General features: G+C 38.6%; 20 protein-coding genes. 3 read left to right on the top strand and 17 right to left on the bottom strand.

What is annotated here, in order from left to right:
* A partial coding sequence (locus tag ACQKOG_RS00115; protein WP_427444199.1) for a hypothetical protein occupies positions 1 to 341 on the top strand: 341 nt, incomplete at its 5' end.
* Between the two features lie 437 nt (positions 342 to 778).
* Here the strand turns inward: ACQKOG_RS00115 and ACQKOG_RS00120 are convergent.
* The 4 genes from ACQKOG_RS00120 to ACQKOG_RS00135 all read right to left on the bottom strand — a co-directional run bounded on the left by ACQKOG_RS00120 (position 779) and on the right by ACQKOG_RS00135 (position 4,045).
* Positions 779 to 1,366, bottom strand: coding sequence for a hypothetical protein (locus ACQKOG_RS00120; protein ID WP_427444202.1), 588 nt, complete (start codon positions 1,364 to 1,366; stop codon positions 779 to 781).
* Between the two features lie 172 nt (positions 1,367 to 1,538).
* On the bottom strand, positions 1,539 to 2,609 hold the full coding sequence (locus ACQKOG_RS00125; protein WP_415731695.1) for a D-alanyl-D-alanine carboxypeptidase family protein: 1,071 nt from the start codon (positions 2,607 to 2,609) through the stop codon (positions 1,539 to 1,541).
* Between the two features lie 91 nt (positions 2,610 to 2,700).
* The gene (gene scpB / locus ACQKOG_RS00130) at positions 2,701 to 3,294 is read right to left on the bottom strand and encodes an SMC-Scp complex subunit ScpB (RefSeq protein WP_402871995.1); all 594 of its coding nucleotides are present in this window, start codon (positions 3,292 to 3,294) and stop codon (positions 2,701 to 2,703) included.
* A complete protein-coding gene (locus tag ACQKOG_RS00135) occupies positions 3,266 to 4,045 on the bottom strand; it encodes a segregation/condensation protein A (protein ID WP_370075036.1) in 780 nt (259 codons plus the stop codon). Before ACQKOG_RS00135 ends, scpB begins: the two co-directional genes overlap by 29 nt.
* 55 nt (positions 4,046 to 4,100) lie before the next feature.
* Between ACQKOG_RS00135 and ACQKOG_RS00140 the strand changes: the two genes are divergently transcribed.
* Positions 4,101 to 4,607, top strand: coding sequence for a DUF309 domain-containing protein (locus tag ACQKOG_RS00140; protein WP_370075037.1), 507 nt, complete (start codon positions 4,101 to 4,103; stop codon positions 4,605 to 4,607).
* Here ACQKOG_RS00140 and ACQKOG_RS00145 read toward each other — a convergent pair.
* The 12 genes from ACQKOG_RS00145 to ACQKOG_RS00200 form a co-directional block, all read right to left on the bottom strand.
* Complete coding sequence (locus tag ACQKOG_RS00145; RefSeq protein ID WP_132363147.1) at positions 4,601 to 4,975, bottom strand: GNAT family N-acetyltransferase; 375 nt, start codon at positions 4,973 to 4,975, stop codon at positions 4,601 to 4,603. The two genes, ACQKOG_RS00140 and ACQKOG_RS00145, sit on opposite strands and share 7 nt — an antisense overlap.
* 199 nt (positions 4,976 to 5,174) lie before the next feature.
* Entirely contained in the window at positions 5,175 to 6,494 is a 1,320-nt protein-coding gene (gene lysA, locus ACQKOG_RS00150) for a diaminopimelate decarboxylase (RefSeq protein ID WP_370075038.1), read from the bottom strand.
* 256 nt (positions 6,495 to 6,750) lie between these two features.
* Entirely contained in the window at positions 6,751 to 8,199 is a 1,449-nt protein-coding gene (locus tag ACQKOG_RS00155) for a spore germination protein (protein WP_402872002.1), read from the bottom strand.
* Between the two features lie 15 nt (positions 8,200 to 8,214).
* The gene (sigF, locus tag ACQKOG_RS00160) at positions 8,215 to 9,006 is read right to left on the bottom strand and encodes an RNA polymerase sporulation sigma factor SigF (protein WP_370075040.1); all 792 of its coding nucleotides are present in this window, start codon (positions 9,004 to 9,006) and stop codon (positions 8,215 to 8,217) included.
* A gap of 10 nt (positions 9,007 to 9,016) precedes the next feature.
* Complete coding sequence (gene spoIIAB, locus ACQKOG_RS00165) at positions 9,017 to 9,457, bottom strand: anti-sigma F factor (RefSeq protein ID WP_370075041.1); 441 nt, start codon at positions 9,455 to 9,457, stop codon at positions 9,017 to 9,019.
* Entirely contained in the window at positions 9,450 to 9,803 is a 354-nt protein-coding gene (spoIIAA, locus tag ACQKOG_RS00170; protein WP_370075042.1) for an anti-sigma F factor antagonist, read from the bottom strand. The genes spoIIAB and spoIIAA overlap by 8 nt, the downstream gene beginning before the upstream one ends.
* Before the next feature lie 186 nt (positions 9,804 to 9,989).
* A complete protein-coding gene (locus ACQKOG_RS00175; protein ID WP_427444210.1) occupies positions 9,990 to 10,367 on the bottom strand; it encodes a hypothetical protein in 378 nt (125 codons plus the stop codon).
* 1,357 nt (positions 10,368 to 11,724) lie between these two features.
* Entirely contained in the window at positions 11,725 to 12,975 is a 1,251-nt protein-coding gene (locus tag ACQKOG_RS00180; protein WP_427444213.1) for a thymidine phosphorylase, read from the bottom strand.
* Between the two features lie 14 nt (positions 12,976 to 12,989).
* Positions 12,990 to 14,171: a phosphopentomutase gene (gene deoB / locus ACQKOG_RS00185; RefSeq protein WP_402872010.1), complete on the bottom strand. Its 1,182-nt coding sequence runs from the start codon at positions 14,169 to 14,171 to the stop codon at positions 12,990 to 12,992.
* Positions 14,172 to 14,256: 85 nt separating this feature from the next.
* Positions 14,257 to 15,159 carry a site-specific tyrosine recombinase XerD gene (xerD, locus tag ACQKOG_RS00190; RefSeq protein WP_402872013.1) on the bottom strand — a complete coding sequence of 301 codons (903 nt, stop codon included), beginning with the start codon at positions 15,157 to 15,159 and terminating at the stop codon, positions 14,257 to 14,259.
* A gap of 114 nt (positions 15,160 to 15,273) precedes the next feature.
* Entirely contained in the window at positions 15,274 to 16,875 is a 1,602-nt protein-coding gene (locus ACQKOG_RS00195; protein WP_427444217.1) for a hypothetical protein, read from the bottom strand.
* A complete protein-coding gene (locus tag ACQKOG_RS00200) occupies positions 16,875 to 17,297 on the bottom strand; it encodes a zinc ribbon domain-containing protein (protein WP_427444220.1) in 423 nt (140 codons plus the stop codon). The genes ACQKOG_RS00195 and ACQKOG_RS00200 overlap by 1 nt, the downstream gene beginning before the upstream one ends.
* A gap of 138 nt (positions 17,298 to 17,435) precedes the next feature.
* On the opposite strand from ACQKOG_RS00200, the gene ACQKOG_RS00205 reads away from it, so the two are divergent.
* Positions 17,436 to 18,920: a TcaA 3rd/4th domain-containing protein gene (locus tag ACQKOG_RS00205; RefSeq protein WP_427444223.1), complete on the top strand. Its 1,485-nt coding sequence runs from the start codon at positions 17,436 to 17,438 to the stop codon at positions 18,918 to 18,920.
* Positions 18,921 to 18,991: 71 nt separating this feature from the next.
* On the opposite strand, the gene ACQKOG_RS00210 is transcribed toward ACQKOG_RS00205, so the two are convergent.
* On the bottom strand, positions 18,992 to 19,456 hold the full coding sequence (locus tag ACQKOG_RS00210; RefSeq protein WP_132363163.1) for a Fur family transcriptional regulator: 465 nt from the start codon (positions 19,454 to 19,456) through the stop codon (positions 18,992 to 18,994).
* Positions 19,457 to 19,847 lie beyond the last annotated feature (391 nt).

Genomic DNA, 19,847 nt, shown 5'->3' on the forward strand with positions numbered 1-19,847 from the left:
GCAGCAGCAGCAGGTTTTATTGCGCGAAAGCGAAGCGACAGCAGCAGCAGGTTTTATTGCGCGAAAGCGAAGCGACAGCAGCAGCAGGTTTTATTGCGCGAAAGCGAAGCGACAGCAGCAGCAGGTTTTATTGTGCGAAAGCGAAGCGACAGCAGCAAGATGTTTTTTTGCGCGAAAGTGAAGCGACAGCAGCAGCAGGTTTTATTGTGCGAAAGCGAAGCGACAGCAGCAAGATGTTTTTTTGCGCGAAAGTGAAGCGACAGCAGCAAGATGTTTTTTTGCGCGAAAGCGAAGCGACAGCAGCAGCATGTTGGTCACGAAGGCGTTGTCACAAGACGTGACTATTTTAGTCTTCGTTCCTCTCTCCGCTTTGCGGCAGTGTCTCATCTGCGACGTTAATCCCCAAGGAGTCAACCAACCGGAACGAAGATCAATTTATATACGTGGAATACGTTTTAGCAAAATGGCTTCCAACTTTTGAATTTTATCGGAACACTTTTACGTTTTATCACCTAACTTTTGAGTTTTATCTACCAACTTTTGAATTTTATCTACCAACTTCTGAATTTTATCCACCAACTTTTGAATTTTATCTACCAACTTCTGAATTTTATCGACATCTACCTTTCAAGCTTTATCTACGTAGCAAATGTCATCCCCATCTTTTGGTGATGATCCAATTTTAATCAAATCCTCTTATTATTTTTAATCAAATAGCGAGCGCTCTTAATTTCTTATAAAACAAAAAAAAGCCACCATTTTCGGCAGCCTTTCATTACTACTCATTTCCACTATATTTATTTTCGATTTTAAGTCCATAGTTACTTAATTCTTTATTAATAAATTGCTTCGCGCTTGATAACTTTTCGGTTAAAGATTGTTCAATTATTGAACCATCTTGTAATGTGAAAATCAATTTTTCCGGTGAACTGACACCATTTTTCTCCACAATAGTCTGTTCAACCTTTACAATATCTTCCCAGCTTGTATAATCTTCTTGCAAACTAAAAAATTGATTCATATGAATTCCTTTTGTATCAATATATTGATAGTTATTAATACATAAAAATATCAATGCACTAGCAATTACAAACGATGACCCCACGATTCCTCGTTGAATTTTCTTCCTTTTTTTTGTTTTAGGAGTCACTAAAAAATTGATTAATAACATGACTGCTAACATGAATAATACTACCATTAATACAATATAGGCTGTAAAAAAAGGATCAAAAAAGTAATATTCCTTTGGTCGATAAAACAATTCTTGAATAGGATATAAAAAAATAAAAGGAGCGATAAAGCTTGACAAGAATAAAATTATTATTACCCCTATTTGATATTGCTTCTTGCTTGATTCAGTGGTCATAAATAATTTCTCCCCTCTATTAATATTCCAAAAATCTAATTAAATACTATTCTAATTAATTTTACCAAATTGCTCATCGCTTGTTAAATAATTCTAAATTTATTCACGAATGGTACTGGCGTCGCCCCAAACGTTATCTAAATGCGGGCCATAAAAAAACAGCGAATCGCTTTTAACGATCCACTGATTCAACTTTTACTGGCACTGCATAGATACGCTCTTCACCTAGAAAGATGGACAGTACACCTTCCTTACGTTTTCTAGAGACATGCAAAACTTGCCTTACACTTTCTTTTTCTTCTTTATTTAACTGTAAAAGAATTGGTTCCTCTAAACGAATGGAGAGGTTTTTATTGACTTTATATTTACCTTTTTTCACCACTGTTTCAAGGCTGTAATCTTGCCAAACCTTATTGGCTAAACCTCGATGTACATTCCAGTCATCGGATTCATTCAAAGTGACGACAATACATGTTTGCCCGTCCTTTTGGAAGGCGGTTGCAAGGGTCCGACCAGCTACTTTTGTAAAGCCTGTTTTTCCGGCAAATGCTGAACCTTTAGCTGATTTTAATGCATTAACAGGTTGTTGTGTCTCATCCCCTATTTCGATGGCAACCCCTGATCCTTCTCGTAATAAACGGTGCTTATTTTCCCATAACATCCCGTTTTCAGTATTGGCACGATATAGAACTGTGGAGGCAATCTTCTTGAAAGTTTTATTTTGGAGAGCAATCCTTAACATTTCAGCAGTATCTCTCGCTGACGATAAGTGCTCATCATGATGCAAACCGGACGGGTTCATAAATACTGTATTTGTGAGCCCAGCAACAACAGCCCGCTCATTCATTAACTTGACAAACCCTTCTACCGATCCACCAGCATGCTCTGCTAAAGCTGTTGCTGCGTCATTTCCTGAGCGAAGCATCAAACCATATAACAGTGTTTCTACCGTAACCTTTTCACCTGCTTGCAAGTAAATTGACGAGCCCTCAGCCGTTGCAGCCCTCGGTGAAATAACTACTTCATCTTGAAGATTGCTATTTTCAATAGCAACAAGTGCTGTCCAAATTTTTGTTAAGCTAGCAATTGGTAACCGTGCATCACTATTTGATTCAAATAAAACACGGCCCGTATCACCATCTAAAACAGCATATCCGCTACCCCCCCGTGCTAAACTGGTTTCTGGAAGCATTAACATTACCACGACTATCATGAACAATATTAAACGTACTAACCGAAGCAACGAGCCACTCCTTATTAAAAGTAATAGGAAAATATAGATTATATTTATGTTTCAAGCTAAGTATTATACCAATCAATTATGCCTTGCTCATTTACTTTACTCCATTAAAAGTTTCTTGGAATTTCGTCATAAATAGATCTGTTTCTTGCTCTTGTTCAACTAACTCTTCTTCAGGTAAAGGCGGCATTTCATCCATACTATTTAATCCAAAGTAGTTTAAGAATTCTTTTGTAGTACCATATAAGATTGCACGTCCTGTCCCTTCCGAGCGACCAACTTCCTTAATCAACCCTCTAGAAACGAGCGTTTGAATTGGTCTTTCACATTTCACACCACGTAAATCTTCAATTGTTACACGTGTAATTGGTTGTTTGTATGCCACAATAGCCAATACCTCAAGTGAGGCTTGCGATAATGATTGAGCGGTTGGATTTTCTACTAATCTTTGAATGGTATCTGCTAAATCAGATTTTGTTATAAGCTGATAAACTCCAGCCATTTCTTTTATAGTAACGCCTCTTGCTAAATCTTCTTCATATGTTGTTTTCAATACTTCCATTGTTTGTACAACTAACTCTTCCGGTTCGCCTAAAAGTTGTGACAATTGTTTAATGGTTAAGCCGTCGTCTCCAACAACAAATAATAAGGCTTCTATTCTACTCTGCAGCATCATTGTTTTCCTCATCATCCCATTCCTCCTTCTGTAATGTAACTGTTAATTCTTCAAAGTTACCGTCTTGCTCTACGATGACGACCTGACGTTTCATCAGTTCAAGAATAGATAAAAACGTCAGAATAAGCGTTGGCTTATCTTCATAGGGAAAAAGCTCGGAAAATGATGCACGTCCACCTGTATTTCGTAATGAATCGACAACTGAACGCATTTGATCTTTCACTGAGCGTTCTTGTCTCGCTACAGTTGTTTTTAGCGGTTTCTTTAATTTTTTTCGACGCATCAGTTTTTGAAAGGCTCCAAGCATGTCATAGATGTTGACGTTCAAATCAAATAACGCCATTTGCTCATCTGATGCTAACTCTGATAAATCAGCTGGAGGCCGTGTAAATACCTGTGCACGATCTGTTTCAAGCTCTTGCAGGCTACTTGCTGCTTCTTTATATTTCTTATACTCTATTAAACGTTGCACCAGTTCTTCACGAGGGTCTGGGCCGTCGACTTCTAATTCGGCATCTTCAAGCTCACCTTCATGAATTGGCAGGAGCATACGACTTTTAATGGCCAATAATGTTGCAGCCATCACTAAATATTCACTAGCCTCATTTAACTCAAGTACCTGCATAGCATGTATATGGTCGATATATTGTTGAGTAATTTCAGCCATTGGGATATCATAAATATCAATTTCCAATCTGTGAATTAAATGCAATAATAAATCAAGAGGCCCTGAAAAGGCTTCTAATTTTACTTCATAAGACATTGTTTTACCACCCTGAGATTCTATGTTCTTTTAGTATAGTAGAAAGGAGTCCAAAATGCATCCACAGCATCACACTTTATTTATCGACTATTGTGCTTTTTTCAATGGTAATCAAGATTTTTTTGAATGCCATGAAGTCCTTGAAGAATACTGGAAGGATATTGCTCCAGGTGATAAAAAGCACCCTCTCGTTGGATACGTACAGCTCGCAACAGGTTTATATCATTGGCGACGTGACAATTTTATTGGTGCTGCGCGAATATTAGAAAAAGCACTCCATAATTTTCAACATAATATGGGCCACATCTTTTTTGACGAAATCGACTACGAAATTCTACTAACACAACTAACAGATTCACTTTCTGCTACCCAAAAGGGCAAGTCCTTTCAAACATTTCAACTTCCTCTTTCAGCCATATTAGAGGAATTAGTATTCGCTCGCATACAGATTTTACCACCAAGTAACTCTAACTATCTTCTTCATAAACATATGCTTCGAGATCGCTCACATATTCTTGCAGAGCGTCAAGAAAGCAAACAAAGAAAAAGCAGACGTCAATGATCGTCTGCTTCTTCATCGATACAATTTATACATTTTTGAACAATATTACGTGTTTCCTCTGTTGCACGCACACTTTCATACTGGCCAAGGTCTGCTACTTCCTGTAACATTTCCTTCGCAACACCCTCGCCTCTATAAGAAGGGACAACGGAAACATGTTGAATCATAGCTATATTATTACTGTCTGTTACAAGTCCAACAATGCCTACATACTCATCGTTCTTTTTCCATAAATATAAAACCCAATTATCATCATTTTCATAGGAGTGGATTGTCTCTTTGAGCTTTTTTATGTCTTTTTCGTTAGGCATAAACGAGAGTAGCCCCATTGCTATTTTCTCGAAAGCTTTTTTATATCGAATTAACATATTTGTCTATTCCCTCATTTTCTAGCTGTACATAATCTTTGACTATCCTACACGATTTGTACTTTTACCGCAAGTCAATTTCTGTCTTACGAACCAGGTCCGAGAATACCTTTAGACGCCAATACCCAATAGACAACGCCCCACAACAAAATAAAAGTTGAAATGGACGCTAGTAATACCCATTTGTTTTTTCTCATATTTACTCACCCTTTTTTAACGTTAGCGGGAGATCGTTTTGTACAATATCTTCATAACTTTCGCGTCGAATTGCTAATTGATGCTTTCCATTTTCTACAAATACAACTGCTGGTCGTGGTACACGATTATAGTTACTCGCCATCGAATATCCATACGCACCAGTACAGAAGATTGCTAGCACATCACCAGAAGCTGCTTCCTGAAGCTTAGCATCAATAATTAATTTATCGCCAGATTCACAAAGTTTACCAGCCACTGTATATGTTTCACTTTTTGATTCATTTGCTTTACTTGCAATGACCGCCTCATACTTCGCATCATATAATGCTGGACGGATATTATCACTCATACCACCATCGACAGCAATATATTTACGAACATTAGGTACTGTTTTTTGTGAACCAATTGTATAAAGTGATGTTCCTGCATCGCCTACAAGTGATCGACCTGGTTCAATCCAAATTTCCGGCATAGTTAGACCAAGTACAGTCGCTTTGTTCTTTACAACTGTAATCATATCCTCTACATATACTTGTGGCTCAAGCGGTGCATCTTCCTCAGTATAACGAATTCCGAAGCCCCCTCCTAAGTTTAACACAGTACATGTAAAATCGTGAGTCTTGTTCCAATCAGAAATCTTATCAATTAGTTTTTCTCCCGCTAAGCCAAAGCCCGCTGTGTCAAAAATTTGTGAGCCGATATGACAGTGTAATCCTAGAAGCTCTAAGTATTCATGGTTAAAAGTTTGTTGGAAAGCTTCATCTGCTTGACCGTTATTTAAGTCGAAGCCAAATTTAGAATCCGCTTGACCTGTCGTAATGAAATCATGCGTATGTGCCTCAACACCTGGTGTGACACGTAATAAAATACGCATTTTTTGTTGACGGCGCTCTGAGATTTCTTGTAAAAGTTGAATTTCATAGAAATTATCCACGACAATACAACCGATTTTCGAGTCAAAGGCTAATTCTAATTCTGCAATACTCTTATTATTACCATGGAAATGAATGCGCTCTGCAGGGAAACCTGCTTTTAAAGCTGTAAATAATTCTCCACCAGAGACCACATCCAAAGATAGACTTTCTTCTGCCGCTAATTGGTACACAGCTACACATGCAAATGCTTTTGAAGCATAAGCTACTTCTGCTTTTACACCTAGTTTTTTAAACGTATCAATAAAGCCGCGTGCACGCTTCCGAATAAGCGCTGTATCATACACAAATAAAGGTGTACCATACTCTTTTGCAAGTTCTAATGTATCTACCTGTCCAATCGTTAAATGACCATCTTCAGAAATCGCTTGTGTTCCATATAAATGCATGTGCATCTCTCCCTTTTCACATCGTTCCATCTTGTGATAAATCGCTCCTCATTTTTTAGAAAGGATATAGGCAATCTATCCTTATTGAGGTATTGCTTCATTCAACAAGGGTTCGAACAGTACACGGGGGCAAATATCACATATATGCCAACACCTTGTCGTGGTATACCTTTTGATGAATGAAGACAATTTTCGCAAAAATCACAAAATACTATATGTGAACTTTATCACATGAAAAAAGCGAGTGCAACGGCTCCTATGATCTTTTTCGATGTTCGGAATCGACTACATAAGGTCTTAATGCATCTGCTGTCATTGGGAAACGGACAAGTACGCGAAGCATCGCTGTTGGAAAGAACGGAATAAGTGGCCATAAATATGGCGCTTGCATCGGACGTAATGAACATAAATACGTAAATAATATAAAGATCCCGATAAATAACCCATTAACTCCCCAAATTCCAGTCATGATTAACAACACTAATCTAAAGAGTTTAATGGAGATACCGAGCTCATATGACGGAATAATAAATGTCAGAATAGCTGAAACAGCTGTATATAACACTACTTCTGGCGTGAATACCCCAACATCAATAGCAATCTGACCAATAATTACACCGGCAACTAACCCCATCGCAGTGGATAAAGGTGATGGGGTATGAATGGCGGCCATCCTCAAAAATTCTATCCCTATATCTCCAATAAGTACTTGTAGTAACAGTGGGATATGTGATTTTTTCTTTGCCCCTAAAAAGGATAACTCATCCGGTAAATGTATCCCGTGCGTTGCACATAAATACCACAAAGGCAATAATAATAAACCCATAATTGCTCCAAAATAGCGCATAAAACGGACGAAGGTTCCGACTGATGGTGCCTGCCTGTACTCCTCAGCATGCTGCAGTAAATGAAAAGCAGTTGCTGGCACAATAATGACAGAAGGAGACGTATCGACAACAATGGCAATATGTCCCTCAAGCAAATGCGCTGCGGTAATATCTGGTCGTTCCGTGTAACGTACAAATGGAACTGGATGAAACTTCTGTTTAAACAGCCATTCCTCTAATGATTTATCAGTCATAGTCAAGCCATCATGATTAATTTCTTTAATACGCTGCCGCAATTTATCGAGCGTTTCATCACTCGCAATACCCTTTATAAACGCTAGCGCGACATCGGTTTGACCGATTTCGGATATTTTATGTAGCTCGAAACGTAAATTACTATTGCGAATTCGCCGACGAATCAAAGCAACATTTTGTGAAATACCTTCTATAAAGCCGTCCCTAGATCCACGAATAACCTTTTCATTGTCAGGCTCCGCAGGGGTACGTCCTGGGTAACTTCGAATTTCAGCAACATAGCCATAACCACTTTTCGTTATAAAGGCAACTTGTCCACTTAATATTGATAATAAAATGGCTTCACGCTTAGTTTCCTCTGAACGGCCTTGGTAATTGAAATAGGCTTCAAAATACTCCTTTTCATCCTCAATATCAATGTCCTCATCAGGCAACAAATTAGAGAGTAATTGTGTTAACACTATTCCATCCACAAGTCCGCTTATATATGCACAAAGAACCGGCAAATCTTTGACAAATACATGCTTAATACTAACGTCAAATGATTCGCCGTCACCAAATTGTTCTTTAAGAAAATTTTCGGCTTCTTCTAAGCTGTTAAAAAGTTTATCTTTTTCTGTCATGCTGTCACCATTTTCTTAGATGTCTTTTTTTACTTCTTCCTCTTCAACTGTGGCACTTGTGGCCATCCAATTTTTTAATTGAGCAAGAATCTTTTTCTCTAATCGCGATACCTGAACTTGAGATATCCCGAGCCTGTTAGCAATTTCAGTTTGGGTACAATCTGAAAAATACCGTAAATAAATAATGGATTGCTCTCTAGGCTCAAGTCTTGTGAGCACCTCTTTTAGTGGTATATAGTCAAATGGCTGCTCAGATTTTTCGTCCTTCATCTGATCCATTAATGTAATAGAATCCCCTTCGCTCTCATACAATTGTTCATGTAAGGAAGCAGGATCTCTTAATGCATCGGAAGCTGTTACAATTTCCTCAGAGGTGACACCAAGAGCTTGTGCTAACTCATGAATGGTTGGTGGATGCTCATTTTTTTTAATGAATTCATCAGTTGCATGACGAATTTTAAAATTAAGCTCACGAATAGATCGACTAACCTTCACCATACCATCATCTCTTAAAAAGCGCTGAATTTCTCCGATGATCATTGGTACAGCATATGTCGAAAATTTAACATCATACGTTAGATCGAATTTATCCACAGACTTCATGAGCCCTATGCAGCCAATTTGAAATAAATCCTCGAGCTCCACGCCCCTGCTTGCAAAACGTTGGACGATAGACCACACAAGCCTCGTATTTCCTTCAATCATTCGTTTACGAGCCTCATGATCGCCCTGCTGTGCACGTGCAATTAAATCTCGCATTTCTCCCTGTGACAATAGCTTATCGGACGACTGTTCTAGCGGCTTCAAGATCGCATCCTCACATTACCGGTGTGCGAACTGAGTAAAATTTCTTCGTAAACGTGACAGTTGTACCTTCTTGCCACTTGGACATTACTGTCAACTGATCTGAAAAACTATCCATAATGGTAAAGCCCATACCTGAACGTTCCATCGCACCTTTCGTCGTAAATAACGGCTCCATCGCTTGGCTAACATCCTCAATACCCATACCTTTATCCATAACAGACACTGTTACAATATCATCCTCACGTTTTGCATGAACTGTAACAACACCCTTACCATTCTCTTCATAACCGTGAATAATGGCATTAGAAACTGCCTCTGAGACAACCGTTTTAAATTCGGATAGCTCATCAATTGTTGGATCTAATTGTGCGATAAAACCTGTTACCGCTACACGCGCTAAGGCTTCATTTTCACTAATTGCTAAAAAAGTTAATGTCATTTCGTTATCCATTTACAATCCCCCTAACTCGATCAATCGCTTCCTCTTCAGTTGCATTCATCATCCACGGCCCTAAACCTGAAAATTGAAACACTTTCCGCATTGTCGGCGATGGATTCAATAAAATTGTTCGTCCTGCGACTGCCTCTAACTCACGCATTCGACCAAGTACTAAACCTACACCTGAACTATCCATAAAGGAAAGCCCCTCTAAGTTCCAAATAATGGTCGTTACAGCCCCTTGAAAAATTGCTGTAGAAATTTTAGCTCGAATTTGCTCTACTGCATGATGATCGAGCTCCCCAAATAAACGTACAACTACTGTCTCTCTTGTTACCATCTCTAATTGAAAATGCATGAACATCGCCTCCTCCTCGTGCAATTCCACATTCAATGTGGTGATTCCTTGCGGCTGACAGAACTAGTGCAAAGTCTTCCGAAATAGTGTCAAATCGACATACTTATAGCTTTTTTGGTTAAATGCAGTATGGGATAAATCAACATTTTTTAAACGTGAGGCACTCTTTTTACAAAAATTTTTAATTTATAATAACGTGAGGTTGATTTCCTTTCCGACTGGGCGATTTCCTGGGGCGTCCGTTGAGCCACTTGGGCCAACAGATGTTTTTTGCGCGAAAGCGAAGCGGCAGCAGCAGATGTTTTTTGCGCGAAAGCGAAGCGGCAGCAGCAGATGTTTTTTGCGCGAAAGCGAAGCGGCAGCAACGTGTTTTGACTGTGCGAAAGCGTTGTGCAACGTAGCGGCAGCAACGTGTTTTGACTGTGCGAAAGCGTTGTGCAACGTAGCGGCAGCAACAGCACGATGTTTTTTGCTATCCGTCGCTTTGTCGATTCTATCCACGACTTTGGCTGTTCTATCCGTCATTTTGTCGGTTCTATCCACGACTTTGGCTGCTCTATCCATCGCTCTGATTTCTATCCTTCGCTTGGCCGGTTCTATCCACGATTTTGACACTTCTATCCACGACTTTGACGGTTCTATCCACGACTTTGACGGTTCTATCCACGACTTTGACGGTTCTATCCACGACTTTAGCTGTTCTATCCATCATTCTGTCGGTTCTATCCACGACTTTAGCTGTTCTATCCATCATTCTGTCGGTTCTATCCACGACTTTGGCTGCTCTATCCGTCGCTCTGATTTCTATCCTTCGCTTGGCCGGTTCTATCCACGATTTTGATCCTTCTATCCACGACTTTGACGGCTCTATCCACGATTTTGACACTTCTATCCACGACTTTGACGGTTCTATCCACGATTCTGACTATTCTTTCCGTCGCACTGACTTCTTTCCGTCGCTTCGAACCTTCCTTCCGTCGCTCTGACTATTCTTTCCGTCACTCCGACTATTCTATCCGTCGCTCAGACTATTCCTTCCGTCGCCCTGACTTCTTTCCGTCGCTCAGACTATTCCTTCCGTCACTCAGACTATTCTTTCCGTCACTTCGACTCTTCTTTCCGTCGCTCTGACTTTTTCCCTTCGCTTCGATCCTTTCTTCCCTCGCTCAGGCTCTTCCTTCCGCCACCCTGGCTCTTCTTTCCGTCACTTGGAATCTTCTATCCGTCGCTCAGACTATTCCTTCCGTCGCCCTGACTTCTTTCCGTCACTTCGACTCTTCTTTCCGTCGCTCTGACTTTTTTCCTTCGCTTCGATCCTTTCTTCTCTCGCTCAGGCTCTTCCTTCCGCCACCCTGGTCTTCTTTCCGTCACTTGGAATCTTCTATCCGTCGCTCTAGCTTCTTTCCGTCACTTCGGCCCTTCTTTCCGTCGCTCTGACTATTCCTTCCGTCTCTTCGGCTCTTTTTTCCGTCGCCCTGACTTCTTTCCGTCACTTCAGCTCTTCTTTCCGTCACTCTGGCTGCTCTATCCGTCGCTCCGGCTCTTCTTTCCGTCACTCCGACTATTCTTTCCGTCGCTTCGACCCTTACTTCCGTCGCTCAGGCTCTTCCTTCCGCCACCCTGCCTCTTCTTTCCGTCGCTCCAGCTCTTCTTTCCGTCGCTTTGTCGGTTCTATCCACGATTCTGACTATTCGTCCGTCACTCCGAATCTTCTTTCCGTCGCTCTGACTTCTTTCCGCCACTTTGACCCTTCCTTCCGTCGCTCAGACTATTCCTTCCGTCACTCCGCCTCATCCATCCGCCGCCTTAGCTCCTTTCCGCCGCTTAACCTCTTCTTTCCGCCACAAAGACTCTCCGCCTTCCCACAGAACAAAAAAAAGCGAGAACCCCTTTATCAAAGAGAGTTCTCGCTTCGTATTATTTATGCAATTGTATAAGCCTTCAGTACTTTTTCGATTGTTTCCTCATCGATTTGACTATTCGAATATAAATAAGCAATCGTTTCGCCAGCACGAACATGGTCGCCTTTTTTGGCAATCAATTGAATACCAGCATCATAATCAAGTTCAGATTCCTTAGTTAATCGACCTGCGCCAAGACCAACACTAGCTTCCCCGATTAATAAAGCATTAATCGTCCCTACAGTGCCTTTAGTAGTTGCTTTGATAGCTACTTTATTTGCTGTGTCTTTTTGCACGATATCTGCTAAATCGCCACCCTGAGCTACGATAAATTCTTCAAATTTTGAAGCTGCTGAACCATCCTCTAACACTCGTTTAACAGCAGCTGTTGCTTCAGTCTCATTTACACCTGCTGCAACTTGGTACATAAGCGAAGAAATAATAATACATTCCTCAAGCAGATCCTCATGCGTTTCGTCCATACGGCCACTTAATAAAGCAAATGCTTCTACTACTTCAAGCTTATTGCCAATCATTTTACCTAGTGGATTATCCATATCACTAATATGCGCAACTACTTTACGCCCTAGCTTTTCACCGATTGCAGTCATCGTATCAGCTAAAACCTGCGCTTCTTCTTCTGTTTTCATAAATGCGCCTGAGCCACATTTAACATCAAGTACAATGCCGTCTGCACCACTTGCGATTTTCTTACTCATGATAGACGCGGCAATAAGTGGAATGGAATCGACAGTACCCGTCACATCTCGTAATGCATATAATTTTTTGTCAGCTGGTACAAGATTACCTGTTTGACCAGCCACTGCAATTTTATGTTTATTGACATTGTCGATAAATTCTTGTGATGAAAGCTCTGTTTTAACGCCACGAATCGATTCTAATTTATCGATTGTACCACCTGTAATGCCTAGACCCTTACCACTAAATTTCGCCACTGGAATATCTAGTGCAGCAATAATTGGCGTAACAATTAGTGTAACTTTATCGCCTACACCGCCTGTCGAGTGTTTATCAATTTTAAAACCTTCGATAGAAGATAAATCAATAACATCTCCAGATTCTATCATTGCTTTTGTTAAATAAAATGTTTCATCATATGTCATACCCAATAAACGGATTGCCATTAGTAAGGAGCTTGCTTGATAATCAGGAATTGCACCAGTAGTGTAACCCTCTACAAAATATTGAATTTCAGCTTGTGATAGCTCCTTGCCTTGCTTTTTCTTTTCAAATAGTTGCGCCATATTCATATCGAAAATCCCCCTTACTTCAGATTTGTTAAGAAGCTTTTACCAAACTCCGGTGCTTCTACTTTGAAGTTTTCAGCAACTGTTGCTGCAATATCTGCAAAAGTTTCACGAAGTGCTAGCTCGCTACCACCATTAAAACGTGGTGAATAGACAATTAACGGTACATATTCACGTGTATGGTCTGTCCCAGGGAATGTTGGATCATTACCGTGGTCAGCCGTAATGATTAGTAAATCATCTTCTGTCATTGCCTCAGTAATTTCTGGTAAACGTGTATCAAATTCTTGTAGTGCGTTACCATAACCTAGTGGGTCACGACGATGTCCAAAATTCGCATCAAAATCCACTAAGTTTAAGAAGCTTATACCATGGAAATCACGACGTACTACTTCTGCAAACTTATCCATACCATCCGTATTATTTTTCGTACGTACTGCATCAGTGACACCTTCACCGTTGAAAATATCAGAGATTTTTCCGATTGCTATAACATCTAAGCCTGCATCCTTTAAGACATTCATCGTTGTGCGACCAAATGGCTTTAACGCATAGTCATGACGATTAGACGTACGTTCGAAGTTTCCTGGTGTACCGACAAATGGACGAGCAATAACACGGCCAACTAAATATTCTGGTTGTAATGTTAACTCACGAGCAATTTCACAAATTTTATATAATTCCTCTAGTGGAATAATTTCTTCATGTGCAGCAATTTGCAAAACAGGGTCAGCAGATGTATAGACAATAATCGCTCCTGTCTCCATATGCTCCTTGCCGAAGTCCTCGATTACTTGAGTTCCGCTTGCTGGTTCATTGCAAAGAACTTTGCGGCCTGTACGTTCTTCCAGCTCTGCAATTAGTTCAGCAGGGAATCCCTCTGGATACACTTTAAACGGTTTATCAATATTCAAACCCATGATTTCCCAGTGCCCTGTCATTGTATCTTTACCAACAGATGCTTCTTGCATTTTTCCGAAATATGCTTTTGGTTTGTCGGTAGCTTGCATACCTTGTAACGGTTCAATGTTTGCTAAGCCGAAAGACTCCATATGTGGCATTGTAAGCCCATTCATTTTTTCAGCGATATGTCCAAGAGTATGTGAACCTACATCTCCAAAATTCGCTGCGTCTGGAGCTTCACCAATTCCAACTGAGTCCAATACTACTACATGGATTTTTTCAAATGGTTTATTCATAATTTTGCCTCCTAATCTCATGTCTCTATTTTACCAAAAAACAACGAAAAATAAAGGTCAGACCTCCGACCGATAAATTTTTCTCTTAAGCACGTGGATGAAATTGCTTATAAACCTCTGATAGTCGTGATTTACTAATATGAGTATAAATTTGTGTTGTGGAAATATCGGCATGTCCAAGCATCTCTTGCACTGCTCGTAAATCCGCACCATTCTCCACTAAATGTGTTGCAAAGGAATGACGTAATGTATGTGGCGTTAATTCATGTTGGATGCCTGCTTTTAAAGCGTGCTCCTTCATTAATTTCCAACAACCTTGCCTTGTTAAACGTTTTCCTCTTTGATTGATAAAAAAAGCTTCTGTTTTTGGAGATTTCCCTTGTAATTGACTTCGTGCGCCATCTAAATAAGTACTTAATGCAGAAAGGGCGCTTTTTCCAAGGGGAATGATACGTTCCTTGCCACCCTTACCAAAAACGCGTACGAAGCCCATTGTTAAGTGAATATCTGCTAAATCCAATGCAATCAGCTCACTAATGCGCATTCCTGACCCATATAATAGCTCTAACATTGCCACATCGCGAATGCCTTGTGGTTTGCTGCGATTTGGTGTCGCTAATAAAGCTTCTATTTCTTCAATAGAAAGGACATTTGGTAGCTTTTGCTCAATGGTCGGCATTTCTAAATGGACAGTTGGATCTGTTTCTGCTCGCTTTTCTCGGAGTAAAAATTGGTGGAAACTGCGAATGGAGGAAATATGGCGGGCAACAGTACGACTTGTCTTTCCTTGCATACGCAACTGCTCTAGATGACGCAAAATGGTCGTCCTTTCCACTTTACGAAAATCAGACATTCCCTCTACTTCCCGCAAAAAATTCACGTAATTTTCTAAGTCTCGGCGATAGGATGCTAATGTATTATCAGATAATTGCCGTTCTACTTGGATAAAGTGGATATAATCCTCTATTGCATATTGAAATTCATTCATCACAGCGCCCCCTTAACAATCTATTATCTTTCATATTAACATGTTCAATAAACCAAATGCTTTCTCTACAAAAAAAAACCTCCCTTCACTTTCAACATAAGGGAGGCAGTTTATTTATTTTTTCAATTGATACTGTCGCAAAAAACCGCCAGCGGCAAAACTTGCAAAAGAGACGATAAAAACAAGTAACACTGTTGCAATCATTTCAAACGCAAATGAAAACTGAACTATTTTACCGGTAGCTTCAAAATCGAGCTGAATATTCACAAAATAAATAAGCATCAACTGTAGCGCTGTAAATATACCGGCAAAAATCAAACATTCTTTCCAATTCATACGATGGACAATATATAATATATAGCCTGCTGCACCAATCAATAAGATCGTGATTAGTACTAATATAAATGAAGGCAATACCGAAAATTTACCTTCTTCAAATAAACTATTTAAAAAGTAAGAATTATATACACCAGATTTATCGTTCCCAAAAAGGCTGTAAGATACGCTCTCTGACAAACCATCACTTAATACATTCAGATGTAGCTTTGAAAAAAACGTACATATCCAATTCCAAGTACCCATATAAATACTACTAAAAATCGAAACAGTTCCAAATAATCCCTCTGGCAATTCTGATTCTAAACCCTTTTTATCCAAACTAAAATAAATGTTTAAGAAATTAATAAGTAACCCAATACATGTAATTGCTACAGAAAACATAGCATATTGGACATATTTTACTTGATAGCTCAACTTTTCAAAAATAGATTTATTAAAATAAGTTAAAATTGCAGTAAACCCAAATATGACAATTGATAAGCTAGTCGCTGAAAGAATCATATCCAAAGTAGAATAATTCATTGAAACCTCAATCTTAAAGAGCCCTTTAGTTTCTACTTCACCAATCCTAGTACTGAAATTTGACATAATAGAGACAGCTGACATCACAATAACATAGACAATTGTTGAATAAACAATTCCTTGGTATAAAGGCCAATTATGTTTCCTTGCTAGAATACCGTATAGTACACCACCTATTGCTAAAGCAATAATAGGAATGAACATTAGACCAAATAACACATTGTCCATAGATATATTCAAGGAATTTTGATCATAAACTGCACCTAACACAACATGCCCTTCCGCCTTAACATTATGAAGCACTGTCACTAAGCGTGGTAGCGAGAGTACATTAGGTATACTTAATCTGACACCAAACTCCTTATAAATCATATCCTCAAACTCTGAAGGGTCATCCATAATTGCTTTTATTATGGCTGTTTCTTCTCGACCTTGATCAACCGTTGCTACATCTAAAATGCTACTTTTCACAAAGAAAGTAAACAAAAATAATAATAAAATGGACACAACAACAGGAACAAAGAATAGTGGATTATTTTTAAAGAAATTCACTTTTTCTTTTGACAATGTCTTTAATTCTTGACCTTTCATATTCCCCATGTTTGGTACGTTAACATTTTTTAATGTTTTGCTTATTACGTTATTTAATGTTGCTTTTTGCTCTACTTTTTTAATTGTTAATGAGCCACATTGACTACAAAACGAGCCTGACTCTTCATTTTTCGTCCCACAAGATAAGCAAAAATCATTCGTTGCATATGTATATTTATGCGGCTCTTGTTCAATAATGCCATCCGTTTTGGGGCAATATGTAAAATATTTAGGGTGTTGCTCATTACAATGCCTACAAGTCATTATATTTCCCCCTGCTTCATACCACAGCATGGGCAAAATAGAGCAGTCCCATGTATTTCTTCAGAACAGCTTCCGCATGACTTATACACTGTATTTGGATCAACATAAGTAGGATTCAATGTACCACAATTCCCGCAGAATTTTGCAGTCTCTACAAGTGGTTGTAAGCATTTTGAACACTGTTGTGATGCTGCATTCATAAGTGTTATCTGCTTACCATATCTGTACATCAAGCGATCTTGCGATGCAATTTCAGAGGAAATTTCTGTTAATTCATCAGGATTGAGTGTCTCATTTAACAGTTGCAAATGAACCAGTTCTCCTAATTTAACTATCAGTTCCATTCGCTTATCTTTCACCATTTTTAACCCATTTTTTAAATCCTTCAGCTCCATCACACTTATATCCTTCATATCAATCATTTACACACTTCCTCCACTTTTTATACCTCTATTTACCATAATGATATCCATTAATTTATAATTATTCAATAAGTTATCCTTTATTCTATGATTTTACATGGTATATTTATATTATATTTATAAAAAAGGAGTTTTATAATGCGTCAATGTCAGAATTGTGGAAAGCAAGCACTATCGAATGAGAAATTTTGCTTAGAATGCGGTACTAAACTCTCAGCTATTCATTCTGAAGAAACGGATGTTGTGAAACATATCCAAAAAGAAGATGAGGAACATCAAAATCAACACAACTACTTCCCTAAAAAATCCCCAGATAAAGTACCGATGAGCACAACAAAAAAGGTAATTATCGGTAGTATATTTGCTATATTAGCACTGCTAGTTGGTGGACATTTTATAATTAAAAGTCAGTTGGATCCCCAAAAACAGTTAGCTAACCTGAACAAATATTTTATAGATGAAGATTATGAAAAATTCGCCCAATCATTCAGATTTCCTGATGAAACAATTATTGATAGCAAAGCATTTTTCAACTATATGGAGAGTCAAGATTGGACTAAAAATATTAATCCTGAGTTAGAAGAAAAGTTGAATGAATTAATGAAAAAAGGATATTCAGCACCAATAACAAATACGGATGATTCAAAACTAATAACAATAAGAGAAAATAGTTTCTTATTATTCTATAAAAAATATACATTTGATATTCAGCCAATTGAATTAAGTGTTAATACTGTTAGTCCTGTTAAGCTCGACACGAAATTTAAATTAGGAAAATTGGTTTCTACAGAACTTTCTGATGAAGTAAAAAAAATCGGTAAATTTGCCCCTGGTATTTACACTTATAATTTATCGTTACAAGATGAATATTTTCAAAATGAAATCAAAGGTGGGCTAACGCTTTCCAATACAGAAGATAACAAAAAGATTCTTTCAATAGATCTTGCTGATTATCAGATACATCTTACATCTGATATTGAAGATGCAATTGTATTTATTAACGGAAAAAGTACTGGAAAGAAAGCACAAGATGTTAAACTTTTTGCTGCAAAGCTAGATGATTCTGTTAAAGTATATGCTGTTAAAAAAGGACAAGATGGACAAGAAGAAAAATCCGAAATTATTACACTGAATAATACAGAAAATCACCTTCAATTTACCTCAGTACAGGCTAAACAAAAAGTTGAAGAAGAAAAAAAAGCAAATCAAATAGCAACGCAAACATTCTTATCTGAATATGAAGACTCGGCTCGTTCACTCTTCTATGATTTCCGTAATAACTACAAGTACGCTCTAGAAAATGCTGATTTTAGTTATGTTCAGGATTATTTTTTAGAAGGTACACAAATACGTAAAGATTACAGTAAATTCGTAACCGACCATAACACATTCGGTTACTATTCCTATGATTTCAAATCTAATATGATTGACAAGATATATGCTACTGATCCATCCACAATCATTCTTGATTCAACAGAAATTTTCGATTTCTATCAAACTGAAGATGGTACTTGGTCATACCAGCGCGAAAAACGTTACACAATGAAATTATCAAATGATACGTTACATATTACAGATATCCAAGACCGTTCAAAAGTTATTAAAAATAAAATTTCGGATTAAATAAAACAACAAAATTTTGCTAATAAAAAAAGATGTCCCAAAAAGTCATAAAACTTTTTGGGACATCTTTTTTACTTTTCTTCTGATACCTCGTCGTTTTTATCATGACAGCGCCAGCAAATGCCGTGGAAAGTTAGTCGGTGATCCTTTATGATAAAGTTCCAACGTTTTTCAACAACGGCTTCCACATCTTCAAGTAAATCTTCCTGAATTTCATCAACCGCACCACATTCGATACAAACTAGATGATGGTGGAAATGCGCAGCTCCCTCTTGGCGTAGATCATAGCGCGAAACGCCATCGCCAAAGTTGATTTTGTCGACAATTTTGAGCTCAGTTAGTAATTCTAACGTTCTATAGACAGTCGCTAGACCAATTTCCGGTGCCTTTTCTTTTACTAAAAGGTAAACATCTTCTGCACTTAGGTGGTCTTCCTCGTGCTCAAGCAGTACAGCAACTGTTGCTTCTCGCTGCGGCGTCAGCTTATAACTAGCACTATGCAACTGTTTTTTTATACGATCAATTCGGCTCTCCATGTGACGCCCCCCTAAACTCTTTCCATTATACCAAAGGAGTAAATCCTATTACAAGATAGTGAGTATATTTCGAATATGCTTTTGTATGTTTTTACCTGATAATCAATTATGCCTCGGCATAATTGCCGCTGTCGCTTTGCTTTCGCGCAGTAAACATTTGCCGCTGACGCTTCGCTTTCGCGCAGTAAACATTTGTAGCTGACACTTCGCTTTCGCTACAGAAAAAAATTGTAACTGCCGTTTCACTTACGTTACACAAAACATTTGTAGCTGACGCTTTGCTTTCGCTACAGAAAAAAATTGCTGAAAGAAGTTAAATTTTTATAGCTCATCACCATAACATGTGGTTGATTTCCATTCTGACTGGGCGCTTTCCTGGGGGCGTCCAGTC

It is taken from the genome of Lysinibacillus sp. NPDC093216 (genome assembly GCF_050280325.1).
Classification (GTDB): Bacteria; Bacillota; Bacilli; order Bacillales_A; family Planococcaceae; genus Lysinibacillus.

Bases quoted from the DNA above. Each gene is read 5' to 3' on its own strand.
- ACQKOG_RS00120 (WP_427444202.1), bottom strand. From the start codon at position 1,366: ATGACCACTGAATCAAGCAAGAAGCAATATCAAATAGGGGTAATAATA.
- scpB (WP_402871995.1), bottom strand. From the start codon at position 3,294: ATGAGGAAAACAATGATGCTGCAGAGTAGAATAGAAGCCTTATTATTT.
- ACQKOG_RS00135 (WP_370075036.1), bottom strand. From the start codon at position 4,045: ATGTCTTATGAAGTAAAATTAGAAGCCTTTTCAGGGCCTCTTGATTTA.
- ACQKOG_RS00140 (WP_370075037.1), top strand. From the start codon at position 4,101: ATGCATCCACAGCATCACACTTTATTTATCGACTATTGTGCTTTTTTC.
- ACQKOG_RS00145 (WP_132363147.1), bottom strand. From the start codon at position 4,975: ATGTTAATTCGATATAAAAAAGCTTTCGAGAAAATAGCAATGGGGCTA.
- lysA (WP_370075038.1), bottom strand. From the start codon at position 6,494: ATGCATTTATATGGAACACAAGCGATTTCTGAAGATGGTCATTTAACG.
- ACQKOG_RS00155 (WP_402872002.1), bottom strand. From the start codon at position 8,199: ATGACAGAAAAAGATAAACTTTTTAACAGCTTAGAAGAAGCCGAAAAT.
- spoIIAB (WP_370075041.1), bottom strand. From the start codon at position 9,457: ATGGATAACGAAATGACATTAACTTTTTTAGCAATTAGTGAAAATGAA.
- spoIIAA (WP_370075042.1), bottom strand. From the start codon at position 9,803: ATGCATTTTCAATTAGAGATGGTAACAAGAGAGACAGTAGTTGTACGT.
- ACQKOG_RS00175 (WP_427444210.1), bottom strand. From the start codon at position 10,367: ATGGATAGAGCAGCCAAAGTCGTGGATAGAACCGACAAAATGACGGAT.
- ACQKOG_RS00180 (WP_427444213.1), bottom strand. From the start codon at position 12,975: ATGAATATGGCGCAACTATTTGAAAAGAAAAAGCAAGGCAAGGAGCTA.
- deoB (WP_402872010.1), bottom strand. From the start codon at position 14,171: ATGAATAAACCATTTGAAAAAATCCATGTAGTAGTATTGGACTCAGTT.
- xerD (WP_402872013.1), bottom strand. From the start codon at position 15,159: ATGAATGAATTTCAATATGCAATAGAGGATTATATCCACTTTATCCAA.
- ACQKOG_RS00195 (WP_427444217.1), bottom strand. From the start codon at position 16,875: ATGACTTGTAGGCATTGTAATGAGCAACACCCTAAATATTTTACATAT.
- ACQKOG_RS00200 (WP_427444220.1), bottom strand. From the start codon at position 17,297: ATGATTGATATGAAGGATATAAGTGTGATGGAGCTGAAGGATTTAAAA.
- ACQKOG_RS00205 (WP_427444223.1), top strand. From the start codon at position 17,436: ATGCGTCAATGTCAGAATTGTGGAAAGCAAGCACTATCGAATGAGAAA.
- ACQKOG_RS00210 (WP_132363163.1), bottom strand. From the start codon at position 19,456: ATGGAGAGCCGAATTGATCGTATAAAAAAACAGTTGCATAGTGCTAGT.